This window comes from Halorientalis persicus (assembly GCF_900110215.1).
GTDB lineage: Archaea > Halobacteriota > Halobacteria > Halobacteriales > Haloarculaceae > Halorientalis > Halorientalis persica.
The window spans coordinates 23,533-39,165 of the sequence record NZ_FOCX01000028.1 but is presented as its reverse complement, the minus strand read 5'-3'; the positions used below and the strand labels follow the sequence as shown (position 1 = coordinate 39,165).

Genomic DNA, 15,633 nt, shown 5'->3' with positions numbered 1-15,633 from the left:
ACTTATTCAACGTCGATGGATGTGGGAGATCGTCGGGCTCAAGTCCAATAATCTCCAGAATTGGTCGCATCACCTCCAGCCGGTCGATGGTCATCTTGTAGGTCTCATCGAGGAAAATCCGTAGCCCGTGGAGGGAAATCATCGCGTACTCTGCGAAGCTGCCGCCGCCTTCCGGGGCGGCAGCTTCATCGGGATTGTCGCAATAACTTTTTGCCAGCGACACCATCTCCTCGGTGAAGCGGGTGGTGATGTTCATCCAAACTACCACTCACCCGCTTCAACTCCTTTGATTTACCGACCTACACCGACGCTGTCTAGTGATTCAATAGAGCCGTTGAATCACTAGACGGCGTCGGGATAGGTCGCTAAATCGAAGGAGTTGAAGCGGGAGACTTCAGTTATCTATGACCCAAATCTCCCGCTTCACTAGCGAAATCGTCCCGATTTCTCAAAGAGTTACTGGCGATGGAGACGAATCCGCCGCCCCGGAAGGTGGCGGCGGATTCGCCGACTATGCCTTCGTTTCCCTCCATTGTCTCCCGATTTACCTCGACACGTCCTACCGAATGACGATTGATCTGCTGAAGGAGATGCCACAAATAACCGGGGAGATCGGCCTTGAGGCGGCCGATCTCTCCTCCCCGTCCACGTTGTGTAAAGCGTTCGACCGGATCAGTATGAGCGTCTGCCGAGTGCTGCTGCGCCAGTCGGGGCAGTTGCACGACCCCTCGAAACATGGCGCGATCGACGCGACATTCTACGAACGCTCAGCAGCGAGCCGCCACTACTGCCAGCGAATAAGCTACCGCGTGCAGAAGCTGAAGGTCACGAAACTCGTCGATACAGACACGCAAGCCGTCCTTGACGTGCATTGCTCGACCACCCGTGAAGGAAGTGATGCCGACCTCTGTGCGCAGATCGCCCGCCGGAACGCGGGCGATCTGCGGTCTCTTGCCGCCGACAAGGGATACGACAAGCAATCGCTCCGCGAATCCCTTCGTGACCTCGGGATTCGCCCGCTCATCAAACATCGCGTCTTCGCACCCTATGATCACGCGCACAACGCCAGAATCGACGAACAGCGCTACAATCAGCGCTCGATGACCAAGACCGTGAACTCGGCTGTGAAGCGCTCGCTCGGCTTCGCCGTGCGAGCGCGTTCCTGGTTCCGTGAGTTCCGAGAAATCGCGCTGATGTGTGTCGTCTATAACATCAAGAGAGCTGTGAAACAGTGAATTCCACCGCTATATGGCGATTCAACACAGCCGTCTCACCGGAGTGAGGAATCGAATACGGCGCACTCTTACTCTACAACAGAACGGCCCACTCCTGAACTGCATTCTCTTGCTCATAGAATCATCGAGAATACTTCCAATCGCGTGGTTATGGCTTGCAGAACACAACTCTCGCGAGGCTCCCAGCAGTCATGGCGCCGAACACAAACACGAATACGGACGGTCTGCGGACCTCGATTGACCTATCGAAGCCTCTCTGGTATCCAGTGCGTTGAGAATCTCTCAGCTGTTAGATCAGCAGCCGAGAGATGCGCGATGTGCCCATCGAGCGGGGCAACCATGTTCGACTCAACCCCGTCGGTGATGAGTAGCCCCCGAATCTCGATATCCTGGTCGGTAAGATAACCATCCTGCTGGGCGAACTCGATGTACTCCAGCAGTTCCTCTAGACCGCTCTTGAACGTCTGTGGACTGTCACTATATTTTATTTCGGCTAAGATGACCGATACCGGTATCTCTCGCCGAGGGGAATCATACACCTCGAAAACGATATCGGGGCGTCCACTGAACAGCGAATGCCGCGTATCGTCCCCAAGAAAAGCATCTACCAGTTCTTCATGACGGCGCTGGATGTGCCGGATACGTTCGACGTAGTCCTCCTCGACTCCATCCAGTTCAGAGAGTGGAACGTGGAAGGAGAGTTCCCCACTTCGGTCGTGGTACACATCGACCGTGTGCTGGTCGCCCTCTAGTGTCGCGAGCGGGTTTGACCCAGACTCAATCGGATGCAGTCGGAACCCCTCGTCGCTGAACCCTCTGAGAAGTCGGAAAATGCAGAACAGTTCGAACAGCCGCGGCAAGCGCTCCGGGACGACGAGAGTGTCCGATAGCAACTCGGAGATATCATCGTCATCATAGGCCCCGGCCAACAACCGGCGGTATCGATCGTAGTAGGTGTAGGCGTCGGTATATAGTGACTGGCGGGCTGTCCGAGCCGTATTGAGCATCCGTCGGTTGATCTCGATATTGTCCCCGTCACGGATGCGGTTGAGATGGACATTTCTGGCGTAGATTCGATCGAATTTGGTGATGCGCTCGGTCGGCCAAGCATTCGTCCGCCACTCATAGTCGATATTCGACAGGTCATCCTGGACTGTCGAGTGAATAACCCAGAGTAGTTTCTTCAGAACGAGATTTTCCGGGATATCGTACTCGGTATACGGTGTCTTGCAGGCAAATTGAGTTCGGTCGCCCGCAGCCTCGGAATACCGAAGCCTGGTCGTCGCCTGCCAGTCGATGCCGCCGCGCACCTCACCCTGCGTGACCTCTCGCTCGCGCTGATTGGCGGTCTTGACTCGGCGGAGCCGTCCCTGGAGGGCTTCAACGAACTCGACGATATCGTCGCTAAGGCAGAAGTGGATGCGTTTGAGCCGATTGAGGTTCTCGATCCCTAACCCCGAGATATCGAGCGCCCGGGTGACTGATCGCTCGTTGATGGTCCCGTTCCGGAGATAGGTGATCAATTCCTCTTGGACGGCATCTGTCAAGGCCGCTCGACTGAGCTTACTCATCGCTCCGTGGCGGCAGGTCGAAGAAGTCCTCTGCCTTCCGTTCGAGTCGCTCGCCCTCGAGGGTTAAGTCGACTGGGCCTTCTTCGGTCGGAACGTCTTCGTCCGTGAGCGCGTCGACAAGACCTCGTTGCTCCTGAGGTGCCATCCCTTCGAGCTGTGGGAAGACCAGCGCGATGACCGCGTCCGTCAGAGCTGGCCCCGGATCCTCAAGCGTTGCCGGACCGGCCGCTGCGAGATATCCGAGGATATCCCGGACGATTGACGGACCGATTGTCTGGTGGTTATTAACCTTGTACCAGACCACGGCTAGCTGTTTGTAACTCGCTTCCAGTGGTTCCCGGAGAGTCTCGTCCTCGGCAATCCATCCCGCTGCATAGTTTTCGTCGGACTCGGGATCAAGAAGCGAGACGCGAACTTCCCCATCCTCGGCCAGTGGGGGAACGCCGACGTGTATGAAGTTGAAGCGACGCATAAACGCATAGGAGAGTTCATAGAGCGAGGTCTTGTCGTAGGTGTTCATCGTTGCAAGTAGCCGCCACGACGGGGTCACCGGGAACGTATCCGGATCAGTGATGATCGATTCCAGACGGGCGTCATTTTCTGCGTCACTACTATCAAGCGAGGCGATCTCGATAGGCGACTCTCGCTCGTAGGGGAGCTGGACCGAATCACCTGAGAGGACCGAAAACAGCTGACCGAAGGCTTTGTCGATATCTGAGCGGTTGATCTCGTCGATGACAAGCCACTCGTTGCGGATGGCGCCGTCCTTCCGGAAGCAGTCCAGAAAGATACGTGGCTGGAAAACGAGTTCGTCACCTTCAGCCGATCGGTTCGGGACATAACCACCAATCGTATCAAAGGTCGTCCATTCGGCGGTGGCAGTGGTGAAGCGGTGGCCATCGACGATATCGCCGTGTTTGTCGACAACCTGCTTGCAGATGTGTTTGGCCAGCTTGGTCTTCCCCGTCCCGGGCGGCCCGGTGAAGATGATGTGCTGCCCGGAATTCAATGAGGCTTCGATTTGGCGCTTGAGTTCTGCCTTAGATTCGAAGTAGAGCCCCTCCGGGAACTTAATCGCCATCGTTGGGGGCGAGAGGCGGTCTCGAAGCCCTTCGATTTGCGTGTCGATATCGCCAGTCGACTGAATCGCCTTGAATTGCGTTTCCGACAGCGGGAACAAGGCCCCTCGCGCGTTGTTCCGGAGTACCCGAGAGTCTTCTAACTCTTCGATGTCGGTTATGGTTTCCCAGGAGATAGGTGCCAGTGAGTTCTCGAATCGGAGCGTGAGCCCCTCGACTGGCTCGTCGCGGAATTCCGGTTCTTCCTCATGGAGCCCCTCGACCACGACACCCTCACCGACGATCTGCTGTACCGGCGAGGAGTGATAGAACAACACCCGGTCCCCCGACCGGGCGGTTTCATATGATTCGAAGAGGCGTCGCTTTCGTCCGGCCTCGTTGTAAGCTGTATAGAATATCTCTTCTCCAGGTTCCACGCCGTCGAGGTCCCAGAGATCTTGATTGGCAGTTGCCCAGTAGTATTTTCGTTCACGGCCTCGAGCCAGCTCCAGGATGGTGTTGTACTCCTGTTCGCTGAGTTCAGTGATGACGTAACTATTGTCTGACTCCAGTACCGGGCTATCCTCAAGCTCCGGCACGGTCTGCAGGCGACTCCAGTCGACCCCGTCTAATGTCTCATCCCAGGCGAGAGTGATGCCTTCGACGGGCTCGTCTCCATCGTTGGGCACCTCCTCGTGCAGTCCTTCAGTGACGTGACCTCGACCGACGATGGCCTGAGCGGGAGCATTCCGATAAATCAGAATCTCGTCGCCTGGTCGAGCCCGTTCGTAGACCGACTGGTTCCGGCGTTGCGTTCCGGCGTTCGTATTCCTCGTGTAGAACGCCTCACCGCCTTCATGATACCAGTCCTCGGACGCGGAATTGATCCAGAAATAATGGGTCTTGGTCCCTCGGGTAACGATGGTCTGAAAATCGGCGTCCGAGATCTCAATGATTGAGTGTTGTAAGGAAAACGACGTTTCGAGTTCGCCCCGGATGTCGTTCACAGCGACTGGATGAATCTCCTCATAATCCTCGATAGACGCAAAGCAGTGGATCTCATCGTCGCGTTCCTCGCGCTCGATGTCTGTGACTCGCGCCGTCGCATAAAGATCGCCGTCTTCGAGATAGACCACACGAGCCGTCTCGGCTTCCCAGAGGAGTCGGGTCCCGGGATTGCCCAGCTTGAAATGATACTGCGACGTCAGGTCGTCTTCCCACTTGTCATCCCCTGTTTGGAGAATAAAGCAACCACTTGGGGACTGGTCTGTAGCCTGGCAGTCGTCTGGTAGGGTTGCTACTGGTGGGTCGGTTACCGTCTCCTCGAGGGCGCCTAATGCCGGAATCAGGTCCGGGTCACGCTCAGCTAACTGCCAGCGGATGCCCTCGAATGCCTCGGTCCCGATGAGCGTCTTTCGTGCAGAAAGTCCGGTCTCGAGTCCCCAATTACTGACGTCTCGATCGAACTCTGATTCGGGAACCACCCCCCATTCCACCGGCCAAGCGTGAACATGTCCGGTATCCGGCCCCTCGACCCGCTCGTCGATGACCTCCGGGCAGTAGTGATATCCACCCTGTTTGGTCACACCGATACCGAGAATGTCGCTCCCGTCCTTCGCGATGACTAGCTGTCCGGGCTGCATCTCCTTGCCGAACCGCCGGAGGTAGTCACCGACTTCGTCTCCATCCCACTGCTCGGCGGCAGTTTCGAGTTCTGCTCCCGAGAATTCGTCGAGTGGGCCTGTATCCCAGCCGATAGAGCAGATTCCCAGTTCCTGCCATACGGGCCAGAGCCGCTCCGGTTCGGGTTTCTCAACATTGGACCGCCCTGCATTGATCTGCCAGACTGTCCGGTCGTCGAAGTTCTCTGGGAGCGGTGAATTCTCTGGACTGACCTCCGCTCGTACCCAGTAACAGAAATAGTCCAGCTGTCGGAGATGGGAATCGAATCCGAACTCTTCGCGAATCGTGTGAAACTGCGCGGTACTGTCGAGATATTCTTCGGTACTGGCCGAGAGGCGGATGTCGAAACAGGCATCGAACACCTTCTCAGTCTGCTGGTTGACGATTGGGAATCGCGTCGGACGGAGCAGACAGAGGAGGGCCGTGAGCGTTGCCCCGCCGACGTTATCTAGATCGAGATCGAGGAGGCGCTTCGCTGCCGAATCGACTGTATCTGGGTCTGCCTCTTCATCGAGAAGTATCTCAAAAATATCGAGTAGCGTCTCTGCAGACGTCCCCTTGACTGAAGCATCGTAAGGGATGCCACCAACAATTCCAGTATTGTCCGATACCAGGTTTGCTGCGCGTTCCAGCTCCTCTTCGGAGCCATCAGTTTCGAAGTACTGAGCCTGAGTTGCCTCCCCACCGATAGCTGAGGAGGTCAGAGTCGTCGACTTGAGTGCTGTGAGCTCTGCATCCCCAAACACGCCTTCCGATTGGTACGCCTCCAGAAGGGCCCGGACAGCCTCTGCAGTCCGGTCGAAGGTTTCTTTGACACTCTCCCACTCCACTGCCTGGCGATACCGCTTGACACTGAATTTCGTGTAGTACCAGCGATCAGCATCGATATCCAGAGTAGTATCCGCATATCGAGTTGTCATCTACATTCGGTCGCGAAGGGCAGGCGGGAAAACTTTCCGGATAAACCTGTATCATTACCCTCAGCGCCATTTTAGATGGCGTTCGTTTCAGTACTGTTGGACAAAGCACGCTTGTATTGCCGATGATGGACATGGAGATTCAACTGTTGGCTTGTCTCTGAGAATGGGACTCGTCGTCCGGAATTGCAGAGATCTGTTTTGTTCAGTAACGGTATTTAGCGACCATTTGGCAGCATAGTAATGCTCGACCAGAGGTCATAGTGGCGTTGTGTTGTTGAGCGCCTGTTCCAATAGCTCCAAGAACTCCTCCTCATAGTTCTCCTCAACGTGATTCACGTTCCAAAGACCAGATTCCCGAATCTCTCGACTCTGACTGTACCGACCGAGCCACTCATCTCCTCGTTGGTCAATTGGACGCTTACCGAAATTGCTGAGGAGAGCGATAGCGTTCTGTTCAAGGGTTGCTCGGTTACTGTCGGCACTCGGTTTGTCGTCGAGGTTCACCCAGAGGAACGGCTGTTCTCGGATGTAGGTGCTCACACGTCGTTCGAGGATGTACTCCTCGTCACGGACCACTGACCGCTCGCGGTTAATGCTCGACCAGCGTTTGTCCCAGTCGGGGTAGTCGTCTTGGAGTTCGTGTTTCTCGATAATCGCCTCCCCGACGCGCTTGCGATACACAGAGCCGCGGTGAGCACCTCCGTGAGGATGGTTGGAACTCCCGCTGCCTGTTCCGTAGTGTTGTTTCAGTCTGTCCCAGAGAGAGGTGCTGCTTCCTTCAGACACAGCATGCGTCCCGACGCGAGTAACACGTGCTCGGTCGGTTGATGCACGTGTTTCCCCCGGTTCAAGGAAAAAGTAGACACCCCGATCGGGCCAGTCCATGTACCCAGTGCAATTCTTGAGTTTTCGAGTTCCGCCGACTCGTTGCTCTAGATCGTCAAGCAAGCTATAGAAACGGTCGAGATCGTCTCGACGAGTCATTCTTACAGGATTGCTCTCATTCACGCACAAAGAGTTTCACCACTCGGTGAGACGACACCGAGTAGGATACCGGATGAACGTTCTCGTACTCTCACCCTGTTCCAAAGACAAACGATACGACCCTGTTCTTGACTGTGAGGGTGTGGACGAGCATTCGCGCGAGAAATTACTGCAAGCACATCCGGAATCCGCTACGACTGCGGCAGAGATGTATACCGGCAATGAACACCAGCATATCAAGACCGCGGTCGACCATCTCCGCAGTAGTGCCGACGTCGACTGGTATATCATTTCTGCAGGATTCGGGTTGCTACATAGCGAGACAGAGATCCCGTCCTATGAGTGCGGTTTCAGCGATATCGAATCCGTTCGAACACGGGCCGAGCGAGCAGGATACGATATTGACAACCTAACAAACGACGAGACGATTCAGATGGTCGGACGGGAGAAGGACATTCCTCAGGAGTTCCGGAAGGTACTGGGTCAAGAGTACGACTTGCTGTTTGTCGTCTTGAGTGAGCCGTATCTCCTGTCAGTGGCGGATGCTCTTACCCAGATTCCAGAGCAAATGGTAGCATTCGCGTTGGCCTCGAAGGGGAGTAAGCAGTTTATTGGTGATTGTACCTGGATTCCAGCTACGGAAACGGAACGTCGAGCCCTCGAAACGACGTGGATGGAAATTCGTGGGAAGCGGTTTCTTGAGATAGTGAAACAGCTGTCTGAGGATGACCTGGAACAGATGAGGTATGATGGAAGCAGCCAGGATTTTCCGAGACCCGACTAACAACCAAGCCACCATCAAGATTAGGTCAGTAGCCATCTGACAATTACAAAAGAGTAGCGCCGACTATGCGAAAGTTCAGGGCACCGGTCAAGATCGTTCTCTTCCTCAGCTCTTACGTACCGCTATTCTTCATTATGGCGTTGAAGTTCGGGAAGATTCCCCCACTCTTGATCGCGGGTTACAAAATCCCCCTTATCGACCTCCCCTACATCGATTTCCGACTATACATCTCGTATCTGTCCATCGGAATTTTGGTGCTCTGTGTATTGTTCACCGCCCTTTTGTACCGAATGGTCACGGTTCATTCCAGCCGTGCTACTACTCAAGAGCCAGTCGACAAGTATCAGAAGCGGAGTGAACTGCTTTCGACGTACCTACTGGTCTATGTTTTTGTCTTCGCGGGTCTGAATTTCACGACTCTGCTTGACCTTGGTATCTTCCTAGTGTTTTTCGTCATCTTGGGAGTGCTCCAAATCAATTCGGAAATACTGCATGTCAACCCGATGTTGGGGATACGCGGCTATCAGGTGTACGAGGTGACGAGTGACGAGCAGGTGATATTGGTAATCAGTAAGTCCTCACTTGAGGAAAAAATGATACTACCGGAGACAAAAACGGCAGATAATCCCCGAAAGAAAATCGAGGTCGTCTCCCTCGGTCGAACCACATACCTCGCACCATAATATGTCTGGGAAACTAAACGCGGCTGAAAAACTCAAGGAAGCCCGGGAGTTTGCGGAGGGGCGGACGGAAGCTGAGTTCTTGCTCGTTAGGAAGCAGGGGGACTCCCCAGAGGTAGGGAAGCTTCAGCTTGGACATCTTGTTCAACAGGAAATCGCAAAAACCGTCTCAGACGCTCTCACCGAACAGATTAACAACCTTCGTGACGGGCGAACCCGAGCACGGCCCCTGGATGTTGCAAACACGATTAGCGAGGAATCGGTCATACAGTGTGTTAGAATAGAGAACCTGCCCGACTCCGAGCTATTTGAGATTCTGAACTCCAGAGATAATGACGGGACGACGACGTACTCGGAAGATCCTGAGCCGAATTTTCAACTCATCCGTATCAGTGAACCGGACGGGAAGGTTCTGATCGGGGTTCAAAACTACAGTAACGCGAAATTGGTCGACACGACAAACGAACTCACACTCTGGTATCAAAACGAGGAGTACGAGCGCTTTCAGGGGGATTTATTGGTCATTCGCCCGAACCTCAACGCCATCTGCTACGATGGGTGGGTGTTCATTATTACCCCAAAGTCGTTCGAGAGTATGTTCGACATGCGTGAGGAGTACAGAAAGCGAGCGGAGGAAGCCATCGAGGCGTTCGAGGATGCCGGGATTACCTTTGCTGACCGTGAGACCACGACCGCATGGATGCTGAGCCATATCAATATGCTTCGAGGGATGTACGAAATCTATGATAACGATATTCACGAAGAGGCCACCCCAGACAAAATCGAGGCGATGATTCAAAAATACAATTTGGATACCCGTTTCTCGCTCGATTACGCTCGTCGGGACGGCCAAATCGAATTGGGCGTAGACGAGTACCAGCATACTTGGAAATTGATCAAGTTACTAGCGGCGAAGTATGCTGAGGACGACATTATGGGTGAACAGTGGGAAATTGATAGCGGACAGCGCCTCTAATCGAGAGTGGGCGGACGATATAACGTCATTAGAGCGGAGGTGAACTATGTCCCATCGAAATCGCTCCGTGTGGCGGGAGTGTCCAGAGTGCGGTGAAAAGCAGAAGGTGAAACAAGGAGGCTGGGCGACGTGCCGAAACTGCGGCGAGAACTTCCGCGCATAGGCAACAGCGAACACGGTGGAATCTGCTGGTCAACCCAATTTATTGTCCATCCTCCAGTTCCCGGTAGTATGAGCGTCTTCCTCATCCAAACGAATGGCCGCGAAATCAGCGAGGATGCGAAACCAGAGTATATCCGCGGTGCTATGGGCCCGACATTCGTTGATGAGCCGCTTCGACATCACCGATATTTCAACGCAAATCCCTACTGGAAACGTGAGGGATACGAACGTCGCGATGCATGGGAAACTGCGACCGGGGGAGATACCGCGCTTCTGTATTGTTCATCCTCCGTAAACGATCACCCGACCTGTCTCAGCCATATTCTGCCGATCGAGAACAAACAAATCGACTCAAAAGGCGCGCTCTTGGAGTTTGAGACGTCGATAGAGATTAAACCCAAAATCAACTACCAAGACATTCAGCGGCTCGTTGACCAAGGAGAGTTCTCCGAGAAGATGAGTTATTGTGGGCAGCAGGGGTTCAATTTTACCCAGGTCGCACCTTCAGACCTCGACAAAGTCAACGATCTCACGACTCAGGTATGAACGAAGACGAGGTACGGCAGGCGGTCTCTGTTGCGCTTGAGAAGGTCAATGACGAGGATGCTGACTTACTGAGGTTCGATATTAACGAGAGGAGCATTACTCATCGGCTCGGAATGTACCTACAGGAAGCTGTTGAGGATCATTGGGACGTAGATGTTGAGTACAATCGTGTCGGTGGTGATGAAACCAAAGAGGTTCCAGAGGAATTGCTAACAAGCGGAAGCCAGGGACGAGTAGTACCGGACGTTATTCTACATCAACGAGGCTCCGGAGAGCATAATATCCTTGTAGTCGAAGCGAAGAAATCGGGGAATCCAAGCGGCGGTGACCGCCAGAAGATACGAGCATATATGCAACACTTAGATTATGACTATGGGCTGTTTGTGAGGTTTGAGACAGGGCAAGATTTCGATGACCCCGGGTATTCCTGTGAGTGGCAATGTCGGTGAGTTTAGTGAGGATGTGTTTGGGATCGATTGATGACTACTGGTCCTCCACATAGGCCTCAATATCCAATTTCTCTCGAGCATTCACCCTACAGATTTCATAGATGCAGTCGTCCTTGGATTCATATGACTGCGCTTGGTTGCCCGCACCTATTGGGGCCAGATGACTCCATTCGGGAAGCGTACCGATTTCTTTGAATCTCGAGATAACCGTTGGATCAGTACTCGAGGTCGTGGCTGCGCGCGCAGCGACCGGAGGGAGCGAGCACGGAGCGGTGGGCGGGGCGGCGGGGCTTGGGTCGGTCCGGCACTCACCAGAAAAAGAAGGGCATCGGCCCCTACTCTTCCCACCAGCGGTCGTCGCGCTCTGGGAAGACGATCATACTGTCGTAGGTGACTGCGAGGGAACACCGCCCCTGGTACCAGTTCTTCTTGAGCGCGCGCATCCGCACCCGTTCACCCTCTCGGACGAATTTTGGCTCTGAAGCCGTCCAGGACGTGAACTTGATTTTCCCAGTGTCGTCTGCGATGAGACCGACTTGGGCTATGGCTGAATCGCTCGGAGGCCAGAGTTTCACGATCTCGCCTTCGATGCTCACCTCATCCGTCTGCACGTCCGGGACGTCCTCAATCGGGCAGATCGCGCCGGGGGCCGCCTTGAGCGCGTCCATCGTGTCGAACACTGCTTTGGTGATGTCCTGCCCCTTGGCGACCCGCTTTGCGAGCGCCCGCGAGACGGCCGCCCGACTGTGACCGGTGCGAAGCCGCTGTGCCATCCGGTCTGCTTCCTGGTTCACCTTCGCCAGCTCCATCCGGGAGAGGCGTTCGCGCGGATCCGTCCGCTCGGGGGTGCGTTCCTTCCGCTTGCGCTGCCGCCGTTCGGTGACCACCTCGCGAGTTCGCTTCGCCCGGCCCTCCTGGGTGCCGAGTTCCGCCTGGGCGCTGATGTGCTCCAGTTCGGCTTCCCGGGCACGAATCTTCTCTTCCTGCGCGAGGGGCAGGTGCGAGAAGTCCTGGACGATCCCGTCGGGGTGGTTGGAATCCACCTTCGCCTGCGTTTCCTGCTGGACCGTCGCCCGGAACTCCGGCTGGTCGTCGACGACCTCGAAGCCGTCCTCGTCGACGTCGGCCTCTTCGGTTCGTTCGAATGCCTGTTCATCCACCGTAACGACCTTGCGACTCGAGTTGTTACTTGACATTGGTCTCACCAGAGACCTGAAGGCGCTTGCGCGCCGCCACCGCGATGTCCCAAGCATCGCGGTTTTCCGACGTGTCGACGTCCAATAGCACCGACTGCGCGCTCTCGCTCGCGCCTTCGCGAGCGCCCTACCGGGCGCGAGCGAGAGCGCGCCCGAGTGCGGCGATCCCAACCAGCACCGCGCGCCGACCCGCCCGGAGCGAGCGGCCAGCGGAGAAAGCGTGGGGGGTGAGCAGCCACGCCGCGCAACCCCCCGCGCTTTCCCGCTGGCGTCGAGGGCACATTCATTTTAGCCCGGCAGCCCGCCCGCTACTGCAGGCAGGCAGCCCGGAATGGTCGGTCGCGAGCGACGCGGAGGGCGGCAGCGGCGAGCGGGGCGGGCCGTGTCGTACCCACTGTCCAGCCGGCCGCGACACTCGGTGACCCAGCTACCGTCCTGGCGGACTCAGAAAGGGCGAGGCCGCCTCGGCCGTCCCCCGACCCCGTAAGCACCGCAGGGACGAGGAGCGCAGCGGTGGTCGCGGGATGCCGAGCGGCCGAGGGCTTTCGGGTGTCGTCGCCGGCGCTGGCTGTTCGGCATCGTTACTCGGAGGCCGGTTACTCTTCGAGACGGCGGAGCAATTGTGTGACGTACGGACTGTTCTCCCAGCTCCGATGCGGGCTAATCGTCGTGATCAGCGCCCGAGCCTCTTCGGGGCTCAGATGGCCGTTCCGAGCGTAGTCGACGATGAGCCGCGGCGTCGGGACGATCCGTGGCCCCTGCAGCACGGCGTGGATGAGCGGGAAGTTCGTCCCGCCGAACTCGTCGGTGAGAACCCCATCGACATCGAGCGCGTTCGCGAGGACGATACCGTCGGTTTCGCCGTCGTCGAGCCCGAACGTCGGCCGCGAGTCTGGTGTATCCTCGCGCTCGTACGGGTCCGTGACCGTATAGTAGCTGCGGGCTGCGAGGACGTTACTCGCGGCTGCCCCGTGGATGTCCTGGTACTGCGTGATGTCACGGAGTTCCGCGACCACTTCTGGTGGTACGAACACCTCACACGAGGTGAGCAGATACTGGAACGGGTCCGGAGTGTCAGTGTCGACGGTCGCGTCGGCTCTGGGAACCGCGAGACTGACGAGTGCACTGGTGTCGGCGACGACCGTACGCAGTCGCCGGCCGCTCATTGCTCGTCGTCGGCTGCGGTCTCGACCGCCGTCGCGTCGCCATCGTAGACGTCGACGTCGTCGGGGGCAGCAAGATCGAGTGGTTCATCCTCGAGATCTGCTTTGAGAAGCCGGAGACGCTGGGCAGTCTCGGCGCCGACCAACTGCTTGACCGTCTCGAACTCAAGCTGGTCGTCGTAGTACTTCGTGGCGACAAGTTCCTGGAACGTCTCGCTGTCGGCCGTGTCTTCGATGTATTCCCGAATCGCCTCGACAAGCAGATCCGTCCGATCCTTGTCGAAGAGCTCTGCGATCGCATCCAGCCGGTCGACGAGATACTCCGGCGACTGGAAATGGACCCGTCGCGGATCGTCGCTTGCGCTCATTCTATGTGCAAGTTATGCACATAGAGTGATAACCGTTTCGGCGTTTGCACAGAGCTTGCACATCGGTCTCCTGACGGGGTCGTCCCGCCAGTCTCAGTCGGAGTCCTGTGCGTTCAGTTCCTCGAGGAACCAGCTGGCGGCGGTCCCGATCCGAACGCCGTCGACGTTGCGCATCTCAAGGCCGTTCGTGGCGGTCCGAAACGGCTCGTCGTCGACGAGGATGCGGTGGATGACTGTCCGGACCGACTCCGTTCCGTACCTGTCAGCGAGAGCCGCGACCGCCGTATCGAAATGCGCATCCTCGTGCTCGGCTCGCGGGTTCTGCGCTCGGTGGATCACGAGGTCAACCACATCATCGACCGATGCGTGGTCGGGATTCCCGGTTTGCTCACGGACGTTATAGTGGGGCTCAGCATCAGGCATTGCGAGTCACTCCGTGGCGTTGTCTGTATCGGTCGTCGTCGGGTCGGTTGCTCGTTGCTGGCGGATTGCAGCCAGCGTCTCCTCAAGCGTACCCACACTCTCGATCGACGCGAGCTCGTCGGTAATCTCGTCGATGAGTGCGGCTCGCTCGACGGCAGTCTCGTCGCCGGCGGTCGTGTCGATCGATGTGACGCGAAGCGCCCGCGTTTCGTGCCAGCCACAGTCCCAACAGTCTCGGGTCACCTCGATCTGCTCGTCCTCTTCCGCTGCGAGGACGGCGTCGGACACCGACGTCGAAAGCGGCCGGTCCGGTCCGACCTCGAGGGTGACTGGGGACCCGCACGCGGGGCAGTCCATAGTCATCCTGAGGAGCGCCCGTCTGTTGAAGATAGCGGAGCGACGGGACAGCGACACAACCAACGCTGCTGGGGCGTGGGGTGGGACAGCTACGGACAACTGTGACCCTCCCCCCTGGTCGCCGTTCAACTCGTGTCGACGATCGCTCGGCGGATCACTCAGGGACGATGTGCGCCTCGAGGTCGCGCGTCCAGTACGTTGCTGGCCCATTTGGACTACACCGCGCACAGACCTGTATCGGGCCTTCGAGATGACCGAGTTCGATCCGAAACCGTGTCAGCGCTGCGAGCGCGTCGACGACGAGGCCACAGCTGTCACAGGCGTAGTGATCACGCTCGTCAGGATCCGGCGTCTCCTGAATCGCACAGTCGACGCAAATCGGGTGGCTGATCCGTTCCTCTTTCCCCCACGTGTAGGCGATCCCGGTCTCTGTCCCGGGTGGCGCCTCGCAGAAGGCACAGCCCGCCAGCGTCTGTTGCATCATTCGTCCGCCTCGCCGGTGTCGCGGGCGGCCGTCCAGCCCGTGTGGAAGACGGCGAGCTGCTGCATCGATTCGAACGCCGTGCCGCTGGGCTCGTGAACGAGGAGCCGCTGGTCGACGACCGGTGTGACCGTCCCGGTATCGAGTAGCTCTCGAATCAGCTGGCGGGCCGTCTCGTCGTCGAGATCCGCCGTCGATGGTGACCGCGCATCCCGATCCTGAGCGAGCAATTCCGCTTCGAACCGTTCGTGATCGTCTGCCGTATCGTCGTATCTATCCGGACCAGACATACGAATCAGGGGCAGCGCACGAACCGCCCCGCACCCCATTCTGGGGCAGAAAAACAGTTCCTACAGCCACCCACTCCCTGTCACTACGTCGACCTGCTCCTTCACCCTCCACGCCCCACGCCATCGTCCGGGTGGCAGCCTACTCTCGCTTGGCCTGCGGCCTGGCATCTCGGCCCCGTTGGCCGCGAACTCAACTTTGGGCGGCCACCCCCACCATATATCGGTTGATTTTTCGGCTGTCAGGTACCCTCAAATCGCAAGACGGCGCTACCTGACAGCCGATTTCAGTGCCGACCGAAAAAACACA

16 protein-coding genes and 1 pseudogene are annotated in these 15,633 nt (G+C 57.1%); 6 read left to right on the top strand and 11 right to left on the bottom strand.

Annotated features, from left to right (window positions below; all coding sequences use genetic code 11):
• Positions 1 to 256: pseudogene (locus BMX17_RS20335) on the bottom strand (IS5 family transposase); the annotation flags it as partial.
• A 148-nt stretch (positions 257 to 404) separates the two neighbouring features.
• On the opposite strand from BMX17_RS20335, the gene BMX17_RS20330 reads away from it, so the two are divergent.
• The gene (locus BMX17_RS20330) at positions 405 to 1,235 is read left to right on the top strand and encodes an IS5 family transposase (RefSeq protein ID WP_092663555.1); all 831 of its coding nucleotides are present in this window, start codon (positions 405 to 407) and stop codon (positions 1,233 to 1,235) included.
• 242 nt (positions 1,236 to 1,477) lie between these two features.
• On the opposite strand, the gene BMX17_RS20325 is transcribed toward BMX17_RS20330, so the two are convergent.
• The 3 genes from BMX17_RS20325 to BMX17_RS20315 all read right to left on the bottom strand — a co-directional run bounded on the left by BMX17_RS20325 (position 1,478) and on the right by BMX17_RS20315 (position 7,451).
• Positions 1,478 to 2,806, bottom strand: coding sequence for a hypothetical protein (locus BMX17_RS20325; protein ID WP_092663553.1), 1,329 nt, complete (start codon positions 2,804 to 2,806; stop codon positions 1,478 to 1,480).
• Positions 2,799 to 6,467: an EVE domain-containing protein gene (locus BMX17_RS20320; RefSeq protein WP_092663551.1), complete on the bottom strand. Its 3,669-nt coding sequence runs from the start codon at positions 6,465 to 6,467 to the stop codon at positions 2,799 to 2,801. The genes BMX17_RS20325 and BMX17_RS20320 overlap by 8 nt, the downstream gene beginning before the upstream one ends.
• Positions 6,468 to 6,722: 255 nt before the next feature.
• A complete protein-coding gene (locus BMX17_RS20315; protein WP_092663549.1) occupies positions 6,723 to 7,451 on the bottom strand; it encodes a GIY-YIG domain-containing protein in 729 nt (242 codons plus the stop codon).
• Between the two features lie 73 nt (positions 7,452 to 7,524).
• On the opposite strand from BMX17_RS20315, the gene BMX17_RS20310 reads away from it, so the two are divergent.
• From BMX17_RS20310 to BMX17_RS20290, 5 genes are all read left to right on the top strand, one after another.
• Positions 7,525 to 8,235 carry a DUF6884 domain-containing protein gene (locus BMX17_RS20310; protein WP_092663547.1) on the top strand — a complete coding sequence of 237 codons (711 nt, stop codon included), beginning with the start codon at positions 7,525 to 7,527 and terminating at the stop codon, positions 8,233 to 8,235.
• A 65-nt stretch (positions 8,236 to 8,300) separates the two neighbouring features.
• Complete coding sequence (locus BMX17_RS20305) at positions 8,301 to 8,918, top strand: hypothetical protein (RefSeq protein ID WP_092663545.1); 618 nt, start codon at positions 8,301 to 8,303, stop codon at positions 8,916 to 8,918.
• A gap of 1 nt (position 8,919) precedes the next feature.
• A complete protein-coding gene (locus tag BMX17_RS20300; protein WP_092663543.1) occupies positions 8,920 to 9,891 on the top strand; it encodes a Kiwa anti-phage protein KwaB-like domain-containing protein in 972 nt (323 codons plus the stop codon).
• Between the two features lie 231 nt (positions 9,892 to 10,122).
• A complete protein-coding gene (locus BMX17_RS20295) occupies positions 10,123 to 10,599 on the top strand; it encodes a hypothetical protein (RefSeq protein WP_092663541.1) in 477 nt (158 codons plus the stop codon).
• A complete protein-coding gene (locus BMX17_RS20290) occupies positions 10,596 to 11,048 on the top strand; it encodes a hypothetical protein (RefSeq protein ID WP_211611405.1) in 453 nt (150 codons plus the stop codon). Before BMX17_RS20295 ends, BMX17_RS20290 begins: the two co-directional genes overlap by 4 nt.
• A 335-nt stretch (positions 11,049 to 11,383) precedes the next feature.
• On the opposite strand, the gene BMX17_RS20285 is transcribed toward BMX17_RS20290, so the two are convergent.
• The 7 genes from BMX17_RS20285 to BMX17_RS20250 all read right to left on the bottom strand — a co-directional run bounded on the left by BMX17_RS20285 (position 11,384) and on the right by BMX17_RS20250 (position 15,326).
• On the bottom strand, positions 11,384 to 12,244 hold the full coding sequence (locus BMX17_RS20285; protein WP_092663559.1) for a DNA-binding protein: 861 nt from the start codon (positions 12,242 to 12,244) through the stop codon (positions 11,384 to 11,386).
• A 596-nt stretch (positions 12,245 to 12,840) separates the two neighbouring features.
• Positions 12,841 to 13,410 carry a PIN domain-containing protein gene (locus BMX17_RS20275; RefSeq protein ID WP_092663539.1) on the bottom strand — a complete coding sequence of 190 codons (570 nt, stop codon included), beginning with the start codon at positions 13,408 to 13,410 and terminating at the stop codon, positions 12,841 to 12,843.
• Positions 13,407 to 13,775, bottom strand: coding sequence for a ribbon-helix-helix domain-containing protein (locus BMX17_RS20270; RefSeq protein ID WP_092663537.1), 369 nt, complete (start codon positions 13,773 to 13,775; stop codon positions 13,407 to 13,409). Before BMX17_RS20270 ends, BMX17_RS20275 begins: the two co-directional genes overlap by 4 nt.
• Positions 13,776 to 13,868: 93 nt before the next feature.
• Positions 13,869 to 14,198, bottom strand: a complete 330-nt coding sequence (locus tag BMX17_RS20265) for a DUF8158 family protein (RefSeq protein ID WP_092663535.1) — start codon at positions 14,196 to 14,198, stop codon at positions 13,869 to 13,871.
• A 6-nt stretch (positions 14,199 to 14,204) separates the two neighbouring features.
• Entirely contained in the window at positions 14,205 to 14,555 is a 351-nt protein-coding gene (locus BMX17_RS20260; RefSeq protein WP_092663533.1) for a DUF8105 family protein, read from the bottom strand.
• A 154-nt stretch (positions 14,556 to 14,709) separates the two neighbouring features.
• A complete protein-coding gene (locus BMX17_RS20255) occupies positions 14,710 to 15,036 on the bottom strand; it encodes a DUF7558 family protein (protein ID WP_092663531.1) in 327 nt (108 codons plus the stop codon).
• Positions 15,036 to 15,326: a DUF8069 family protein gene (locus tag BMX17_RS20250; protein ID WP_092663529.1), complete on the bottom strand. Its 291-nt coding sequence runs from the start codon at positions 15,324 to 15,326 to the stop codon at positions 15,036 to 15,038. The genes BMX17_RS20255 and BMX17_RS20250 overlap by 1 nt, the downstream gene beginning before the upstream one ends.
• Positions 15,327 to 15,633 lie beyond the last annotated feature (307 nt).

Excerpts from the sequence above, each read along its gene's own strand:
- BMX17_RS20330 (WP_092663555.1), top strand. The coding sequence starts at position 405 with ATGACCCAAATCTCCCGCTTCACTAGCGAAATCGTCCCGATTTCTCAA.
- BMX17_RS20325 (WP_092663553.1), bottom strand. The coding sequence starts at position 2,806 with ATGAGTAAGCTCAGTCGAGCGGCCTTGACAGATGCCGTCCAAGAGGAA.
- BMX17_RS20320 (WP_092663551.1), bottom strand. The coding sequence starts at position 6,467 with ATGACAACTCGATATGCGGATACTACTCTGGATATCGATGCTGATCGC.
- BMX17_RS20315 (WP_092663549.1), bottom strand. The coding sequence starts at position 7,451 with ATGACTCGTCGAGACGATCTCGACCGTTTCTATAGCTTGCTTGACGAT.
- BMX17_RS20310 (WP_092663547.1), top strand. The coding sequence starts at position 7,525 with ATGAACGTTCTCGTACTCTCACCCTGTTCCAAAGACAAACGATACGAC.
- BMX17_RS20305 (WP_092663545.1), top strand. The coding sequence starts at position 8,301 with ATGCGAAAGTTCAGGGCACCGGTCAAGATCGTTCTCTTCCTCAGCTCT.
- BMX17_RS20300 (WP_092663543.1), top strand. The coding sequence starts at position 8,920 with ATGTCTGGGAAACTAAACGCGGCTGAAAAACTCAAGGAAGCCCGGGAG.
- BMX17_RS20295 (WP_092663541.1), top strand. The coding sequence starts at position 10,123 with ATGAGCGTCTTCCTCATCCAAACGAATGGCCGCGAAATCAGCGAGGAT.
- BMX17_RS20290 (WP_211611405.1), top strand. The coding sequence starts at position 10,596 with ATGAACGAAGACGAGGTACGGCAGGCGGTCTCTGTTGCGCTTGAGAAG.
- BMX17_RS20285 (WP_092663559.1), bottom strand. The coding sequence starts at position 12,244 with ATGTCAAGTAACAACTCGAGTCGCAAGGTCGTTACGGTGGATGAACAG.
- BMX17_RS20275 (WP_092663539.1), bottom strand. The coding sequence starts at position 13,410 with ATGAGCGGCCGGCGACTGCGTACGGTCGTCGCCGACACCAGTGCACTC.
- BMX17_RS20270 (WP_092663537.1), bottom strand. The coding sequence starts at position 13,775 with ATGAGCGCAAGCGACGATCCGCGACGGGTCCATTTCCAGTCGCCGGAG.
- BMX17_RS20265 (WP_092663535.1), bottom strand. The coding sequence starts at position 14,198 with ATGCCTGATGCTGAGCCCCACTATAACGTCCGTGAGCAAACCGGGAAT.
- BMX17_RS20260 (WP_092663533.1), bottom strand. The coding sequence starts at position 14,555 with ATGGACTGCCCCGCGTGCGGGTCCCCAGTCACCCTCGAGGTCGGACCG.
- BMX17_RS20255 (WP_092663531.1), bottom strand. The coding sequence starts at position 15,036 with ATGCAACAGACGCTGGCGGGCTGTGCCTTCTGCGAGGCGCCACCCGGG.
- BMX17_RS20250 (WP_092663529.1), bottom strand. The coding sequence starts at position 15,326 with ATGTCTGGTCCGGATAGATACGACGATACGGCAGACGATCACGAACGG.